The sequence below is a fragment of the Niabella drilacis genome, assembly GCF_900101395.1.
In the GTDB taxonomy this organism is placed as follows: Bacteria; Bacteroidota; Bacteroidia; order Chitinophagales; family Chitinophagaceae; genus Niabella; species Niabella drilacis.
Genome location: NZ_FMZO01000003.1, coordinates 115,566 through 130,814, shown reverse-complemented (window position 1 = coordinate 130,814; position 15,249 = coordinate 115,566). Strand labels below are relative to the sequence as shown.

Annotated in this window: 16 protein-coding genes; 10 read left to right on the top strand and 6 right to left on the bottom strand. The window is 47.5% G+C overall.

Features of this window, described 5'->3' with window-relative positions; translation table 11 throughout:
• Positions 1 to 25: 25 nt before the first annotated feature.
• Positions 26 to 373 carry a phage holin family protein gene (locus BLS44_RS06760; protein ID WP_090389306.1) on the bottom strand — a complete coding sequence of 116 codons (348 nt, stop codon included), beginning with the start codon at positions 371 to 373 and terminating at the stop codon, positions 26 to 28.
• A gap of 156 nt (positions 374 to 529) precedes the next feature.
• On the opposite strand from BLS44_RS06760, the gene BLS44_RS06755 reads away from it, so the two are divergent.
• The 4 genes from BLS44_RS06755 to BLS44_RS06735 all read left to right on the top strand — a co-directional run bounded on the left by BLS44_RS06755 (position 530) and on the right by BLS44_RS06735 (position 3,794).
• On the top strand, positions 530 to 724 hold the full coding sequence (locus tag BLS44_RS06755) for a hypothetical protein (protein WP_090389305.1): 195 nt from the start codon (positions 530 to 532) through the stop codon (positions 722 to 724).
• 326 nt (positions 725 to 1,050) lie between these two features.
• Positions 1,051 to 1,521 (top strand): DUF5362 family protein, encoded by a 471-nt coding sequence (locus BLS44_RS06750; RefSeq protein WP_090389304.1) that lies wholly within the window; start codon positions 1,051 to 1,053, stop codon positions 1,519 to 1,521.
• 276 nt (positions 1,522 to 1,797) lie between these two features.
• Complete coding sequence (locus BLS44_RS06740) at positions 1,798 to 2,940, top strand: DmpA family aminopeptidase (RefSeq protein WP_090389302.1); 1,143 nt, start codon at positions 1,798 to 1,800, stop codon at positions 2,938 to 2,940.
• Positions 2,937 to 3,794 (top strand): aminotransferase class IV, encoded by an 858-nt coding sequence (locus tag BLS44_RS06735; protein WP_090389301.1) that lies wholly within the window; start codon positions 2,937 to 2,939, stop codon positions 3,792 to 3,794. The genes BLS44_RS06740 and BLS44_RS06735 overlap by 4 nt, the downstream gene beginning before the upstream one ends.
• Before the next feature lie 180 nt (positions 3,795 to 3,974).
• Here BLS44_RS06735 and rlmN read toward each other — a convergent pair whose 3' ends face one another.
• The 3 genes from rlmN to BLS44_RS06720 are packed head-to-tail and all read right to left on the bottom strand — an operon-like array spanning position 3,975 to position 6,771.
• Positions 3,975 to 5,021, bottom strand: coding sequence for a dual-specificity RNA methyltransferase RlmN (rlmN, locus tag BLS44_RS06730; protein WP_090389300.1), 1,047 nt, complete (start codon positions 5,019 to 5,021; stop codon positions 3,975 to 3,977).
• A gap of 28 nt (positions 5,022 to 5,049) precedes the next feature.
• On the bottom strand, positions 5,050 to 5,748 hold the full coding sequence (locus tag BLS44_RS06725) for a LytR/AlgR family response regulator transcription factor (RefSeq protein ID WP_090389299.1): 699 nt from the start codon (positions 5,746 to 5,748) through the stop codon (positions 5,050 to 5,052).
• Between the two features lie 3 nt (positions 5,749 to 5,751).
• On the bottom strand, positions 5,752 to 6,771 hold the full coding sequence (locus tag BLS44_RS06720) for a sensor histidine kinase (RefSeq protein WP_090389298.1): 1,020 nt from the start codon (positions 6,769 to 6,771) through the stop codon (positions 5,752 to 5,754).
• A 169-nt stretch (positions 6,772 to 6,940) separates the two neighbouring features.
• Here BLS44_RS06720 and BLS44_RS06715 point away from each other — a divergent pair, with 169 nt between their 5' ends.
• Entirely contained in the window at positions 6,941 to 8,020 is a 1,080-nt protein-coding gene (locus BLS44_RS06715; RefSeq protein WP_176954339.1) for a serine hydrolase domain-containing protein, read from the top strand.
• Between the two features lie 34 nt (positions 8,021 to 8,054).
• Positions 8,055 to 8,522 (top strand): hypothetical protein, encoded by a 468-nt coding sequence (locus BLS44_RS06710; protein WP_090389296.1) that lies wholly within the window; start codon positions 8,055 to 8,057, stop codon positions 8,520 to 8,522.
• 103 nt (positions 8,523 to 8,625) lie between these two features.
• Here the strand turns inward: BLS44_RS06710 and BLS44_RS06705 are convergent, their stop codons facing one another.
• Positions 8,626 to 9,291, bottom strand: coding sequence for a response regulator transcription factor (locus tag BLS44_RS06705; protein ID WP_090389295.1), 666 nt, complete (start codon positions 9,289 to 9,291; stop codon positions 8,626 to 8,628).
• Between the two features lie 50 nt (positions 9,292 to 9,341).
• The gene (locus tag BLS44_RS06700; RefSeq protein ID WP_176954338.1) at positions 9,342 to 11,246 is read right to left on the bottom strand and encodes a tetratricopeptide repeat-containing sensor histidine kinase; all 1,905 of its coding nucleotides are present in this window, start codon (positions 11,244 to 11,246) and stop codon (positions 9,342 to 9,344) included.
• 279 nt (positions 11,247 to 11,525) lie between these two features.
• Between BLS44_RS06700 and BLS44_RS06695 the strand changes: the two genes are divergently transcribed.
• From BLS44_RS06695 to hisS, 4 genes are all read left to right on the top strand, one after another.
• Positions 11,526 to 12,599 (top strand): hypothetical protein, encoded by a 1,074-nt coding sequence (locus BLS44_RS06695; RefSeq protein WP_090389293.1) that lies wholly within the window; start codon positions 11,526 to 11,528, stop codon positions 12,597 to 12,599.
• 22 nt (positions 12,600 to 12,621) lie between these two features.
• Entirely contained in the window at positions 12,622 to 13,170 is a 549-nt protein-coding gene (locus BLS44_RS06690; protein WP_090389292.1) for a hypothetical protein, read from the top strand.
• A 120-nt stretch (positions 13,171 to 13,290) separates the two neighbouring features.
• Positions 13,291 to 13,755 carry a low molecular weight protein-tyrosine-phosphatase gene (locus BLS44_RS06685; RefSeq protein WP_090389291.1) on the top strand — a complete coding sequence of 155 codons (465 nt, stop codon included), beginning with the start codon at positions 13,291 to 13,293 and terminating at the stop codon, positions 13,753 to 13,755.
• A gap of 71 nt (positions 13,756 to 13,826) precedes the next feature.
• On the top strand, positions 13,827 to 15,230 hold the full coding sequence (hisS, locus tag BLS44_RS06680) for a histidine--tRNA ligase (protein ID WP_245729124.1): 1,404 nt from the start codon (positions 13,827 to 13,829) through the stop codon (positions 15,228 to 15,230).
• Positions 15,231 to 15,249 lie beyond the last annotated feature (19 nt).

Genomic DNA, 15,249 nt, shown 5'->3' with positions numbered 1-15,249 from the left:
TGCTCTTCTTTCCAAATAAAATATCTTAATTTTTGCCTCCGCCAACCAGCGAATAAAGCACCGAAGAACCAAGGGAAAGCAAGATACTGAATATCAACGCCCACCAAAAACCGTTCACTTCTACCCCCTTAAAAAAGTTGGCTGCGATCAAGACCATAAAGGCATTGATCACCAGTAAAAAAAGGCCCAGTGTAACCAGGGTTACCGGAATGGTCAGTATTACCAGCACCGGCTTCACAATGGCGTTCAGCAAAGCCAGCACCAGTGCAAACAATGCCGCCGTTTTGATGTCTGCCACTTTTACCCCCGGCAGTATATTAGGAAGTAAATAAGCGATGAGCCCGGTTATGAGTACTTTTAGCAAAAAATTCATTGATCTGAAATCTATATTAAAAGTTAAAGGTAGCTAAAATTGAAGGATTCTGCATGGAAACCAATGATCTTTTAAGCCCCCTCCTGCTCCCCCGGAAAATATATCACCATTTTTTGGTAACTTGTAGTAATAAAATCATCCTCCAAAAGAATTATTATGAACCAGCAAGAACAACATAATGAAGACAAAAAAGAGGATTTAAAAGATCTTCCCAAAAAACACGAAGGGGATCCCCAGGAAGACATGGAAGGCCCGGTATCTTCCCTGTTGCAACGGGGAAAGGAAACAATTGATAAGATCGGGGATAAAAAAGGACATGTGGAACATCCCCAGGAACACCACGAAAAGTAATGTTCCCCTGTGTTTATGCCCTCTACTGCCGCCGCAACTCCTTGCATTGCAGCGGGGTACTATTTTATTTATATGCGCCGGGCGATCAGCGGTACAAGTACCCCGGCAAAATAAATACTTTTCTTTAAAACACCCCGGCTCCCGGAGCGAGACCGGCAAAGAATATACGGATACCCGGATGAGGTGGCAGAGAAGGACAAACGGATTTCATATATTTACATATGTCTTTTAAAAAAACGATCACCCATTTAACTTGCTTCTGCCCGTTACCGGCAATATGCCATCCTTAATATATACAACTACGTAACACTAAAAACCAGACAAATATGGAAAATTTTAACGACCCGTCATCTCAACACGAGGGAGGAAGCCTTTTCAGGGGCCTTGAAATCAACGAGCAGGGAAAATTTTACATCGATGAAGCTTCTAAATGGGCAAAGCTCCTGGGCATCATCGGTTTTATAGCACTCTTCTTTATCCTGATTGCAGGGTTAGGCGTACTGATGGTGGGCTCTACGATGATGCAGACCAGCGGAATGCCGATTTCGGGGAGCTTTATCGGGTTGATCTATATCGCAATGGCGCTGCTCTATTTCTTTCCTTCTTTCTACCTGTTCAAGTTCGGAACCATCACCCGGAGAGGGATCCAGACCGAAAATATTGCAGATCTTAATGAAGGGCTACGCTACCTTAAAAGCCTTTTCCGGTTCCTTGGCATTCTTACCATCGTGATCATTGGCTTTTACATTATTGCCTTCCTGGCCTTTGGAATGGGAGCGCTCACCTCACGGTTATAGCCCTGTAGGGTCGATTGCCGCATTGCCTGTCGTTCAGCTATGAAAGCTGAACGGCTACCGGTGCCCGTAAGCTGCCGTCGCTGCAGCACATTTCACTACCAGCTTTTCCAGTGTGCCCCTGGTATGAAAATATGTGTATATGCCGGATCTGGGGAAGAAAGGAAAATTTCCTCCTGCGGCGCAGCAGGAAGGGCAGCGAAAACCAGAAAGGAGCAATTCTTATACCCGCTCTTTGCACAAAGAGGTTCGCCATTCTTACATTACTCCTGAGTTCGTATGAAACAGTTATACTGCCTTATTTTTATCCTTGTCTGTCATACCGCCTCTATCGTTCCGGCAACCGCACAAGTTCCTGCTCCGGGTAGCCCTGTCAGGATCGGAGTGCTGCCACATGGAACGTACAATGCCATTACGGATGTAGCCGGTGTACGGGTAGGCCATAAAACACTGATCAGGGGTGCTTCTGTAAGAACAGGCGCAACGGTAATATTGCCACACGGCGGAAACCTCTTCCAGGAAAAAGTACCCGCAGCGGTGTATGTAGGCAATGGGTTTGGCAAACTGGCAGGTATCACCCAGATCAAAGAGCTGGGCAATATAGAAAGTCCGGTGATCCTCACCAATACCCTGAATGTTGCAGCAGGCATTAATGCAGGCATCAGTTATACGCTTGCACAAAAAGAAAACCAGCAGGTACAAAGTGTAAACATTGTGGTAGGGGAAACCAATGATGGCTACCTGAACGATATCCGGGGCCGGCATGTTACCGAGGAAGATATTCTTGACGCCATCCGCGCTGCAAGATCAGGAGCCGTGGAGCAGGGCAATACCGGGGCGGGAACAGGAACCGTTTGTTTTGGATTTAAAGGAGGGATCGGGTCTGCATCAAGAGTGCTTCCGAAAACGCTGGGCGGTTATACCGTAGGCGTTTTAGTGCAGACCAATTTCGGCGGGGTACTGGAAATTGCCGGGGTGCCTGTGGGTAAGGAACTGGGACGCTATTTTTTAAGCGACCAGCTTAATAACCCGGCCGATGGAAGCTGTATGATCGTTCTTGCTACCGATGCCCCGTTGCTGGCGCCCAGCCTGGAGCGCCTGGCCAAACGGGCCTTTATGGGACTGGCCAAAACCGGTGGCATTGCCAGTAATGGCAGTGGCGACTATGTTATTGCCTTCTCCACCCATCCGTCCGTGAGAATTCCACACCGCTCCGGGGATACCCTGCATACTACGGCCACCCTGTTTAACGACGACCTGTCGCCCCTGTTCCTTGCAGCCATCGAGGCTACCGAAGAAGCCATCATTAATGCGCTGTTTGCCGCAAAAACAATGACCGGCCGTAACGGAAATAAAATAGAAGCACTGCCAAAGGAAGCCGTAATTTCGATATTAAAAAAATACAACCGGTATCAGCCATGAGATGGATCTTTGTTAATAATAATTTTGCAGAAGAGGCAAAAGCCCTCCTGCAAACAAATGACCTGGCCATACAACGGGGATACGCCGTTTTTGATTATTTCCGAACCGTAAACAATCAGCCGCTGTTCCTGAACGACTACCTGGATCGCTTTTTTAACTCTGCCAAAGAACTTTCCATTACTATTCCGCATACGGCACAGGAAATTAAAGAGATCATCCACCAGCTTATCAAAAAGAATGATACCCCTCAAAGCGGGATCCGGATGATCGCTACGGGCGGCTATTCGCCGGATAGCTACACCCCTGTTCAGGGAAACTTTATCCTGGAACAACAGCCACTGCTACTGCCAGACGCTGAAAAGTTCGAAAAGGGGATCCGTATCATGAGCTATTCTTATCAGAGAGACCTGCCTGCTGTAAAATCCATCAATTACCTCATGGGTATCTGGTTGCAAAAACAGCTAAAAGAAAAAGGCCTGGATGATGTGATCTATTTCCAGGGCTCCTGCATTTCGGAGTTTCCCCGGGCCAATATTTTTATGATAACGCCGGATGGAACCCTTGCAACGCCGGCACGCAACATACTGGCCGGCATCACCCGGAAAAAAATACTTGAGTTTGCCGGTGAAACACTACCTGTTCAGGTGCGTGACATCTCCCTTACCGAATTAAAACAGGCTGCTGAGGTTTTTACGACCAGTACCACCAGGCGTATTTTACCGGTAACGGAGATTGACGGTATCCCTATCGGGAACGGGAAGGCCGGCCCCCTCACCCGCCAGCTGCTGGAGCAATTTATCCGGCAGCAGGAAAGCTTTAATGAATCTGCATATACTGTATTGGAGAACCGGTAAAAGATCTTTTGCGGAACCCGCGCCAGCAACGATCGGCAATTCAAATTGTCCGGCCCGGATCACCGGACCAGCCGGCCCTTATTTATCATAGGCCCAGCCCCCAGGGATGCACCGGCCACAAATACCAGGGCGGCTCAAAAAAATCATCCCCGACTGCGGGGTTTGCGCCCGCAGGCCGCATCATTTTCCCTTATTGGCCAGCTGACCACAGGCCGCATCAATATCTTTTCCCCGGCTGCGCCTTAACCGGGCATTTACGCGGTTCTTTTCCAGGTAGTTCATAAACACATCGACCTTCTCCTCCGACGGCTTGGTAAATTTTGCGAACTCGATGGGGTTGTATTCGATAAGGTTTACCAGGTCCGCCGGCACCTGGCGGTAAATTTTGATCAGCTCGTCTGCATCTTCCAGCGAATCGTTAAAATTATTAAACAGGATGTATTCAAAGGTGATCTCATTTTTTGTCTGCCTATAAAAATAATTTAATGCCTCAATCAGCGATTGTATATTATTAGTATCGTTAATGGGCATGATCTCGTGGCGTTTTTTGTCATTAGCTGCATGCAGCGACAATGCCAGCTTGAATTTTACCTGGTCATCCCCCAGCTGCCGGATCTGCTTAGCTACGCCTGCCGTGGAAACGGTGATCCTTCTGGGGCTCATTGCCAAGGCGTCGGGGGAAGTGATCTTTTCGATCGCCTTTAGCACGTTCCTGTAGTTCAGCAACGGCTCTCCCATCCCCATAAACACTATATTGGTCAGTTTTTTATCATACACTTCCATTGATTGCTGATTGATCAGCACCACTTCATCATAGATCTCATCAAAACTCAGGTTGCGTTTACGCTCAATATAACCGGTTGCACAAAATTTACAGCTCAGGCTGCATCCGATCTGGGAACTGACGCAAGCCGTTTTACGCTCGTCCGTAGGGATCAGCACACCCTCTGTAAGGTATCCTTCTACCGTTTTAAAACGGGATTTTATAGTGCCATCTTCAGAATGCTGCGTTGTGTCTATCGTAAGCGCCGGAAAACCAAACCGGTCGCTTAGTTTCTGGCGCAGCTCCTTACTGATATTGCTCATGGCCTCAAAACCCTGTACCGGCTTCAGCCACAACCAATCGTATACCTGCCGGGCCCGGAACTTTTTTTCTCCGATCGACAAAAAATAATCTTCCAGGTCAGTAAGGCTGAGGCTACGGATGTTCTGCTGCTTTGTGTTCATCCGGCAAAGATACGCCGGGTTTCAGGTTTTATGGTTTAAAGTTCAGCAACTTCTCATAAACTTCCTTTTGGTAGCTGCTGCCAATTGGCAGTAACAGGTTGTTTAGCACGATGTTGCCTTTCTCAATAGCCGTTATTTTGCTGTCGGCAACAAGATACGATTTATGAATGCGGGAAAATTGCGAAGCCGGTAACAACACCTGCATGTTCCGCAGGGTATCGAGGCTCATGATCTTTTTACCATCAGTGGTATGCACGGCTATATAATCCCGCAATGCTTCCACAAATAAAATATCCTCCAGGTTTATTTTCAGCAGCCGGTACTCACTTTTAATAAAGATATAACCGGGACTTTCCCGGGCCGGCCTCCCCGGATCCGGAAACGTTATTTTCCGGATGGCTTTTACAAAGCGCTCATAGGAAATGGGCTTCAGCAGATAATCCGCTACATTAAAGTCGTAACTCTCCAATGCATATTCTGTATAGGCCGTGGTCAAAACCACTTTACAGCGATCACCAATAATTTTCAGGAACTGGATACCGGTTAGGGCAGGCATCTGTATATCCAGCAGCACAAGATCTATTTCGTTGTTCTGTACCCGCTGCAATGCGCCAAATACATCCGCGGAAGCTTCAACCAGCACCAGCCCGGGTGTTTTCTGCACATAATCGGCCAGCAGCTCTACTGCCAGCGGTTCATCATCAATTATAGCGGTCCGTATCATCATCCTTTACAATTCAAGTACAAGGGTTACCCCATAAGTGGCGTCGCTTTCAGCAATGGTCAGTTCATGCCGGCGGGGGTACAGGAGTTCCAGCCGCCGTTGTATGTTTTCGATGCCGATACCCCCCTCCTGGTCTTTTTGAAAACACCCTTTTTTATTCTCCACTTTAAATATCAGCCGGTTCCCTACCATCTGCAAGGCTATGGACAAAGGATAGCGGGCATCTGAAAAATCGCCGTGTTTAAAAGCATTCTCCACCAAAGGTATCAAAAGAAAGGGTGGTATCTGCGCCGCACCGGTATCCCCTTCCAGCCGGATATCCCTGCCTACAGCATGCGGGTAGCGCATTTCCTGCAACCCGATATAGTTCATCAAATAATTCCACTCCGTTTCAACCGGTATCAGTGGCTTTTGCTCATACAGCATAAAGCGCACCAGTTCGCTCAGCTGCAGGATGGCACCACTGGTTTTGGACGATTGTTTGTAACTCAGCGTATAAATACTGTTGAGGGAATTAAATAAGAAATGCGGGCTGATCTGCGACCGGAGAAATGCCAGCTCAGCCTCTTTTGACCGTTGCAGCAGTGCCGCTTCTTTTTTCTGCACATCAAACCGGTATTCCAGGAAAAAGAATACAATACCCAGTACAATATAACTGAGCCCATAGTGAAGATTGTCCAGCGTATAAAAACCAAGCGTGGTTCCTTTGGGGTAGTTCCTGAAATTGAGATACCGGGGAAAGACCACCTCTTCCAGCAGGTAGCGCAAAAAGACAAATACAGTAAATACCAGTACAACCGCCAGCAGGAGCTGCAGGTATTTTTTTGTGAGAAAAAACGCATAAAGCATATACCGGGTCAGCAGCAGGGTAAGGGTCATATAAATCACCTGCGACAACGTAATGGGGCGCAGCAATTCACTGATCCGGAAAGGGGTCCCCGTTCTCAATGTATAAATGATCTCCGATACCGTCATCAGCAAGATGACAGCACCCGCATAAACCGGTATGATCCATTTTTTATTCACGCTCCGGCTAAATTAACCCATCCTGAATCAACAAATCCACATTATCTGCAAACCGCCCGTTTTTGTCTGCCAACACACCGCTTCCTTTTTGCAGACAGATTATGCTCTTTTGCAGATTATGCCAACGGCACATCAGCCGGGAGCTGAATATTTGCATAAAACATTTTTTATGAAGCGAATGCTTACCGTTGCTGCATTATTTGCCATCCTGCTCACCTCCTGCTATATCCTTACCCCGCTGCGGTTCAGGAAGATGAACCTGATGGATCATCAAAAAATGCCGTTTACAAAGATCGCCAAAAGCGATACCCCGTTTTTGTATCACCGGTCCGTTGCCGACCCCTATCCTGCGGTATCTGCGTGGCTGGATCAGCATCTTGAGCACACGTATACTGCCGCCTTCCTGGTAATAAAAAATGACAGTATCCTTTATGAAAAATATTTCGGCAATTATACGGCAGCTACCTTGTTCCCCTCCTTCTCTGTAATCAAGTCTTACATCGGCACCCTTACGGGTATCGCTTTACAGGAGCAAAAAATAAAATCGCTGAGTGATCCGATGACCCGCTACCTGCCCGAATTTTTGAAAAAAGATCCGCGGTTTAAAAACATCACTATACAGCACCTGCTGGATATGCGCAGCGGCATCCAATGGAATGAAGGCAGCTATGGCCTGAACGATGACGCCGTAAAAACGGGCTTTAGCTCCAATATTATGAAGCAGGCATTAAAGATCCGGATCGCCACCCCGCCAACAGCAGCAGCCGAATATAAAAGCATCAATACCTTACTCCTGGGGCTGATCATTTCCAGGGCAACCGGGCAAACGCTGGCGCAATATTTCGAAGAAAAAATATGGAAGCCAACCGGTACCGAATATGAGGCCACGCTTACAACCGACAGAAAGGGACTACCCATTACGTTTGCCGGGCTGAATGCTACGGCACGCGATTTTGCCCGGCTGGGCATCCTGTACCTCAACAACGGCTACATGAATTACCGCCAGATCATCAGCCCCCGCTGGATCCGGGCCTCCGTAAGTCCTGATTCGCTGCGGGCATACGGGGGTTACAGGAACCAATGGTGGAGCAGCTATAAAGGTGGGGCCTACCTGGCACAGGGGATCCTGGGACAATACATTTACGTGGTACCGGCAAAGCGGCTGGTCATTGTGCGGCTGGGGCATTTCTGGCAACACCCATCCATGTATGCGCAATCTTTATTAGCAGAAGCAGCCGCACGTTATTGATATCATAAAGAATTGATCTTATAAAAAAAGAAAGATGACACAACAACATTCCCCAGTGCTTCCTGCCCGGGCGTCGTATCCGGGTACCCGCCATCGCTTTTCAGGCAATGGCATCCCTGTTATTGCAGCGGCATTACTGTTCCAGAGCTGTGCTACCATCCTTAGCGGGTCCAGGCAATCCGTTACCATCCGTACCAATGTAGACAGTACGCATATAGTAATTACCCGGCCCAGCGGTAAACAGGTTTTCTCAGGCAATACCCCCGCGGCGGTAAAGCTGAAACGGGGAGCCGGCTATTTTAAAAAAGCGGCTTATTTAGTGACCCTGTCGGCCGATGGGTATCAAAACAAACAGGTACCGGTAAGATTCAGGCTCAACGGTGTTTATTTTGGAAATGCACTGATCGGCGGATTGGTCGGACTCATAGTGATCGATCCCCTCACAGGAGCCATGTGGACAACAAAAACCGGGGAAATCAACGAAGTGCTGGATCCGGAATAACCCCTTCTTTTAAAAGAAGGCTTTCAGGGGCCCGGAGTACCGGGCTCTGCTGCGTAGTATTCCCCTGCAAAGAGGAGCCGGGTTTTGATACATTAAAACGCGCTTACTGCTCCCTTGAAAATACTCTTATCGCCTGGGTTTTTGAGGTAACGTGCAGTTTCTTATATATGTTGGCAATATGATTACGGACGGTATTGGGGCTCACGTTCATCTGCTGCCCTATTTCTTTATACTCAAGTCCCTCCATCAAAAAGGTCAGCACCTCTTTCTCGCGGCCGCTTAACTGAAAATTATCTCCTCCCGGCTGGGGTACTGTATTTTTGAAATCGATAGTAGCATTCATCAGCAGGTGAAGCGCGCGGCGGGCAATACTGGGCGACATTGGAGCCCCTTCGTTGTTCATCAGCTCCGTGATCGCTTTTTTAATGTACGCTACCGGCTCATCTTTCAGCAGGTAGCCACTGGCCCCGGCTTTAATGGCATTGAAGATCTTTTCATCTTCATCAAAAATAGTAAGCATCAGAAACCGGGTTTGCGGGTAACGCATTTTCCCCTGCAGCACGGCTTCCACTCCTCCCATAACCGGCATATCGATATCCATCAGGACCACATCAGGAAAAGCCGATTTTCGCGCTTCCCTCATTTTTTCCAGGAAATCCCTGCCGTTTTCCGCTGTAAATACCACTTCATATTTACCGGCCTCATTCAGCTTCTCCTGCAATGTCCGTCTCAAATCCTTTTTATCATCTGTTATGGCAATACGTATCATATTCTTTTTATTAAAATTACTGTTACCCTCCTTCCAATAAAATAGTGCATCTATACTATCAGCCTGTAGCAGGTTCCTCGCCCCCCGGCCGTTTCCAGCACAAGCGCAATTCCAAATTCCTGTGCACGCTTTTGAATATTTTGCAGTCCATAACTTTCTGCCCGCTGTTGCCGGGCATCGAACCCAATCCCGTTATCCCCGATCTCGATCAGCAGCGTATCGGTATCCGACTGTACATTTACTTTTATCTCGGTGGCCCTGCTATACTTAAATGCGTTGGTAAGGATTTCCTGGCAGATGCGGTACAGGTTCAACCCCAGCAGCGCATTCAATTCTTTTTCGGAGCGGATATTTTCATTGAATGCAATTTTCACATTATTACGAACAAAGAGATTGCGTGCATACAGTTTCAGCTTATCCGAAAAATCCGGCAGGCTGATATTCGTATCCCGGATGGCCCAAATGGTTTCACGCAGGCTACTGATCACGTTGCGTACCGACAGATGAATATTCCCGGTGATTTCAGCACGCTTTTCCCTGCTTTCCTCGTTAAAGCCATCGAGTGCGTAAATAATATACGACAACTGTCCGCCCACGTTATCATGCAGGTCGCGGGCAATACGTTCTTTTTCTTTCTGCAGATCTGCAATGGCCTTTAACTCACCCTCTCTCCTGCGCAATCGTATCCGCATTACCCAGCCAAACATCAGCGCCGCAACAAGCAACGCCGACGCAACAAGTATATAAATGGTCCTGTTTTTATTACTGATCCGCGCCTCCTTCAAAGCATTCTCATTTTTCAGCAGCTTATTTTCACTTTCTTTTTTCTCTGTCTCATATTGCACCCTCATATTGGCAATTGCTTCGCTATTGGCTTTTTCGAACAGCGTATCTTTAAGACTACCCAGCAATTTATAGGTTCCTGCCGCCTCCCGGTAGTTGCCGGTTTTTTCGTACCCATCCGCCAGCGAAAGGTATAGCATAGGAAGCTTCCCCTCTATTTTATTTTCTCTTGCAATGGCCAGGGCTTCCCTGCTCGTCTTAATGCCCTCCTCGGTTTCGCCCATTGCATTGTAGAGGGTTGCCAGCGTAGCCATATCGGATACAATAAAAAACAGGTTACCCACTTTCTGTCTCAGTGGTTTTGCCTGCAGCAATTTTTGCAGCGCCTGCCTGTATTTCTTTTCCTCCATCAACGCCGTTCCCAGGATGTTCAATCCATTGGCCGCCGTTGAGTAGTCATTAATATTTAATGCCGTACTTATACTCCTGTTCGTGTACAGATATGCTGAATCCATTTCACCTTTTTCGCCGTAGCAGGACGCCAGGTTATTATATATTTTAGGAACATAATGCGGGGGCACTTCTCTTTTATGGCGCTCCGCCAGCGATTTTGCCGTATTAAACTCTGCTATGGCTTTATCATACTGGAACAGCTCCATATACACCCACCCGATATTGGTAATGGCCGCTACCCTGCCATAAATGGAACCGGTCTTTTCGCTTATTTTCAGCAATTCATAAAATGTGGTCAGCGCTGCCTGCTGCTTGTTCAGCTGCATCAGGCAGCCTCCTTTCAGTCGCCAAAAGTCCACTACCCAGTCAGCAATTTTTCCCTCCATTTGCCATTGCCTCATCACGCTTTCACAAATCGCAAGACCCTCTTGCGCCCTGCCGGCACCGGCAAGATATTGGGCTATTAACAGTTGCGCTTCGCATTGCCGCTGCTGATCCTTCTGCGTCCCTGCCAGCATTTCCAGTTGTAAAGCGAAAACATACGAAGAGTCGGGATGAATATTCTGATAGCTTTTTGCTATTTCAAAGAGCACGTCTGCCTTTTGTTTGTAGTCGGCCGTGGTTTCCAGCTGACGTTTCAATGCGCGAAGCTCCTGCTCCTGGGCAAATGCCCCAAAGAATGTAAACAGCAGCAAGGCCGATAATAAAAACTGTCTCATAGCAGTGCCAATTTCCATAGCAAGTTTACAAAATATTTATTATGCCGCACACACAACCGGTATCGTATCAATTATACCTTTTTTGCCATAGAACGCACAGTGTGCTGCGTTTTCTGTATTTTAACGCTTCCGGACAAATCTTAGCAGCCAGTTCATACCTGACAGGGCACTAGTACATCTGCACTATTGTTTATAATCCGTTTTCTTTCGTGATTTGTACCTGAAACGGGCCTCAGCCTCATCATCAGGACCATTTTCAATTACTACAATAACGGCAAAATGAACCAACTAACAGACCCCTTTAACAACTTCCGCCACCCGTTTAAAATCCGGAAGTCCAAAACAAGGTATTCGATAACCATTACAGCAGTACTCCCTTTTGTATTATTTGTGTACTGCAGCCTTGCCCATTTAACGGGATATGCCCAGCCTAATGAAGCGGACAAGGAGAACGCAGGAAAACTCAAGCTGATGTTAGCAGGCACTTTTGCAAAGCCAAAGATCCTGCCCAATCTTCAAAAATTCGCTATTGCACAACTAAGTATCACCTATAAGCTAAATACCAGCGAATCTGTTATCGGCAAAGAAAAAAGCACCGGCGCTATGGCCGGAGCCAGGTTAAAAGCCTTCCTTGAAACTACTGATGGCGAGCTAACGCCAGACGATTTCCAGGAAGTAACCGACTATTTTTATCATTCCTTCCAAAGAAAGCTAAAGGCCGCAGGGATCGATACAGTAGCCTGGGATACGATTACCGGTACCGATTTTTATAAAAGCCAGGACGATAAAAAACCGGAATTTGACAAAGAGCAGGTAATCATTTCCACCAATGCGAATAACGGGAATACCCTGTGGGGAGGCAAAACAGGGTTTGCTTTTGGCAAAGCAAAAAGAGCCATGCGCTTTTGCGACGAGCTGGGGGCAGATGCAGGATATTTCTACCTTACCCTGGATTTTGCTGATATTTTACTGGATGTAAAAATTAACAGCACTGAGAAGCAGAATATGTTTGTTATTGAAAAAACAAGAACGTTCAAATATTCGGGGGCGGTGATTCCCCAGATGGTCGTAAGCGCAAACACCAATGCCAACACGGCATTATCCATGCTTTTGAACGGCAAAGGGGGCGTTGAAACCCTGGTTATTACGAATAATCTTGAAGGCAACAGCACCTATTCCGACAACGTATCACAAGATCCTGCCCGGCTGAAGCGGAATCTTTTTGCCTTTGCCAAATCATTAAATCCCGTGGTAATAGAAACCACCCGTGCAAAATATAAAGAAGCGGCGAAACAGTCGCTTGACCAGTATGCCGATGCATTTATTGCAAAATCTATATTGCTAAAAAAATAATCTTCATAAAAAAACAGCTATTATGACCGCAACCAAAACCAACTGCAACTTATTCTTTGCCACTTTGTTACTGGCCGCTTTTATGTTTACGGGGTGTAAAAAGTCCGGTTCCGGCGATGATTCCGGCGGCAGCCTGGGCAAGGCCTCCATCCAGTTCTCCACAACCAAACCATTTGGCGGGAAAAATGATTTCAAATCCAATTCGGCAACAGGCGGTGTTGTATCCAAAGTAAACACGGTCAACAAAACACAGATCAGCATTACCGCCATACAGATGAATGGCACGCAGATCGGCACTGCCATGTTGGTACTCCATGTACCACAGGGCCAAACCGGCGCCATTAGCGGAAAGTTTGAGAATGGCAGCAGTGCCAGTACGCAGGCAGTGCTTACCATTGGCATCTCCAATGCCGGGGCCGGCCAGGAAGCCTACACCTCAAAAACCGGTAATTTCAATATTACCAAACTGACCGATAAAGAAATTGAGGGAAACTTTGATGCATACTGCATTAATGAGACTACCAATACCAATATTAACCTGACCAGCGGAAAATTTTCCGGAAAATTTTAAATCAGTTATAACCAACCCATCTCCGGGGCATAAAGATATCCCGGTCAAAACCCCTCCAACCCGGGGGTTTTGTTATTTGCAGCCCTTATAAAAAACAAAAACGATGGCTATCTTTGCCGGATGAAGATTTTAATGGTATGCCTGGGCAATATTTGCAGAAGCCCGTTGGCTGAGGGGATTTTACAGAAAAAAGCAGCGGCGCTGGGGCTCAACTGGCAGGTCGACAGCGCAGGCACCAATGGTTATCATACCGGGGAAGCACCACATCGCCTGTCGCAAAAAGTGGCCGCCCAGCATGGGATCGACATTTCCGGGCAGCGCGCAAGAGATTTCGTGGCAGCAGACTTTGACCGGTTCGACAAAATTTATGCAATGGCAGGGGATGTTATCAGCGAAATCCGGCACATTGCCCGCAACCGGTTCGACCCCTCAAAAGTAGCACTCATTATGAATGAATCCTATCCCGGCAGCAACGAGGACGTTCCTGACCCCTGGTACGGTACGGAGCCCGGTTATCATGAAGTTTATGATATGCTGGACAGGGCCAGTGATGCCATCATTGAACGGTACAGAAAAGAGAACTAATAAAACATAAGGATCCGGCGCCTGACGCCAGACATTAAACCAGAAACGTCAAACGATAAACCTTAATCATTTTGAAACCATCGTTACCACAAGGAACCCGGGATTTTGATGCGGCAACCGTGCGCAAACGCAATTATATTTTTAATACCATTAAAGAAGTTTTTGAGCTGTATGGCTTTCAGCCCCTGGAAACACCGGCCATGGAAAACCTGGATACCCTGATGGGTAAATATGGGGAGGAAGGAGATAAACTGATCTTCAAGATCCTGAATAACGGGTTGGACAATACGGCAAAGGCCGATAAAATAAAGGCCGGCTTTGAAAAAGTAATGGAAGGGAGGTCCAGCAAGGATATTACCGAGCGGGCCCTGCGCTATGACCTGACCATTCCGTTTGCCCGTTACGTGGCAATGAACTACAACCAGCTTACCCTCCCCTTCAAACGCTACCAGCTACAGCCTGTATGGCGGGCAGACCGGCCTCAAAAGGGAAGATACCGGGAGTTTTACCAATGTGATGCCGACGTGGTGGGTAGCCGCTCCCTGATCAATGAACTGGAACTGACCGCTATTTATGCCACTGTTTTCCGGAAACTGGGCCTTCCCGTGGAGATACGGATCAATAACCGGAAGATCCTCACCGCATTGGCAGCGGAATGCGGCGGAGCCGAAAAAATGATCGATATTGCTATAGCCATCGATAAGCTGGACAAGATCGGGATCGATAAAGTAAAAGAAGAACTGGCGGACCGGGGTCTTTTAAACGACCAGGTAAGCCTCATTCAACAGTTCCTTGAGATCAGCGGCACCAACGAAGAGAAGCTGGCCCGGCTGAAAACGATCTTTGCCGGCAACAGCACCGGGCAGGAAGGGATTCAGGAACTGGAGTATATTGTAGAAAAATCTCAAATCTCCCCCGAAGTTTCGGGGCTCAAATCTCAAATCTCGATAGACGCTACCCTGGCCCGGGGACTCAATTACTATACCGGAACCATTTTTGAAGTAAAGGCTCCGGGGGTACAGATCGGCAGCATTGGCGGGGGCGGCCGTTATGACGATCTTACCGGTCTCTTTGGTGTACCTGATGTACCCGGCGTGGGCATTTCCTTTGGTGTTGACCGTATTTATGATGTGCTTACCGAGTTAAACCTGTTTCCCGCCGATGTGTACAGCGGTACCCGGTTATTGTTCTTTAATTTAGGCACAGCGGAGGCTGCAAAGGCGTTTGAGCTGATGCAGCAACTCCGGGCGGAGCGTATCGCCTGTGAGCTGTTTCATGAAGCCGTAAAGTTTGATAAACAGTTTAAGTACGCGGAAAAAAAAGGCATCCCCTATGTAGCCATACTGGGCAGCAAAGAACTGGAAGCAGGAATGATCCTTATAAAAAATCTGCGTTCCGGTGAACAGGAACAGGTGACCTTTGACGATTTGAGGAATTATAGTTTTAGGGAAAAGCCTGAAGTGAATCGTCAATAGTGAATAGAGAAAAGCTGAT

Coding starts and splice junctions, on each gene's coding strand:
- BLS44_RS06760 (WP_090389306.1), bottom strand. CDS start 373: ATGAATTTTTTGCTAAAAGTACTCATAACCGGGCTCATCGCTTATTTA.
- BLS44_RS06755 (WP_090389305.1), top strand. CDS start 530: ATGAACCAGCAAGAACAACATAATGAAGACAAAAAAGAGGATTTAAAA.
- BLS44_RS06750 (WP_090389304.1), top strand. CDS start 1,051: ATGGAAAATTTTAACGACCCGTCATCTCAACACGAGGGAGGAAGCCTT.
- BLS44_RS06740 (WP_090389302.1), top strand. CDS start 1,798: ATGAAACAGTTATACTGCCTTATTTTTATCCTTGTCTGTCATACCGCC.
- BLS44_RS06735 (WP_090389301.1), top strand. CDS start 2,937: ATGAGATGGATCTTTGTTAATAATAATTTTGCAGAAGAGGCAAAAGCC.
- rlmN (WP_090389300.1), bottom strand. CDS start 5,021: ATGAACACAAAGCAGCAGAACATCCGTAGCCTCAGCCTTACTGACCTG.
- BLS44_RS06725 (WP_090389299.1), bottom strand. CDS start 5,748: ATGATGATACGGACCGCTATAATTGATGATGAACCGCTGGCAGTAGAG.
- BLS44_RS06715 (WP_176954339.1), top strand. CDS start 6,941: ATGAAGCGAATGCTTACCGTTGCTGCATTATTTGCCATCCTGCTCACC.
- BLS44_RS06710 (WP_090389296.1), top strand. CDS start 8,055: ATGACACAACAACATTCCCCAGTGCTTCCTGCCCGGGCGTCGTATCCG.
- BLS44_RS06705 (WP_090389295.1), bottom strand. CDS start 9,291: ATGATACGTATTGCCATAACAGATGATAAAAAGGATTTGAGACGGACA.
- BLS44_RS06700 (WP_176954338.1), bottom strand. CDS start 11,246: ATGAGACAGTTTTTATTATCGGCCTTGCTGCTGTTTACATTCTTTGGG.
- BLS44_RS06695 (WP_090389293.1), top strand. CDS start 11,526: ATGAACCAACTAACAGACCCCTTTAACAACTTCCGCCACCCGTTTAAA.
- BLS44_RS06690 (WP_090389292.1), top strand. CDS start 12,622: ATGACCGCAACCAAAACCAACTGCAACTTATTCTTTGCCACTTTGTTA.
- BLS44_RS06685 (WP_090389291.1), top strand. CDS start 13,291: ATGAAGATTTTAATGGTATGCCTGGGCAATATTTGCAGAAGCCCGTTG.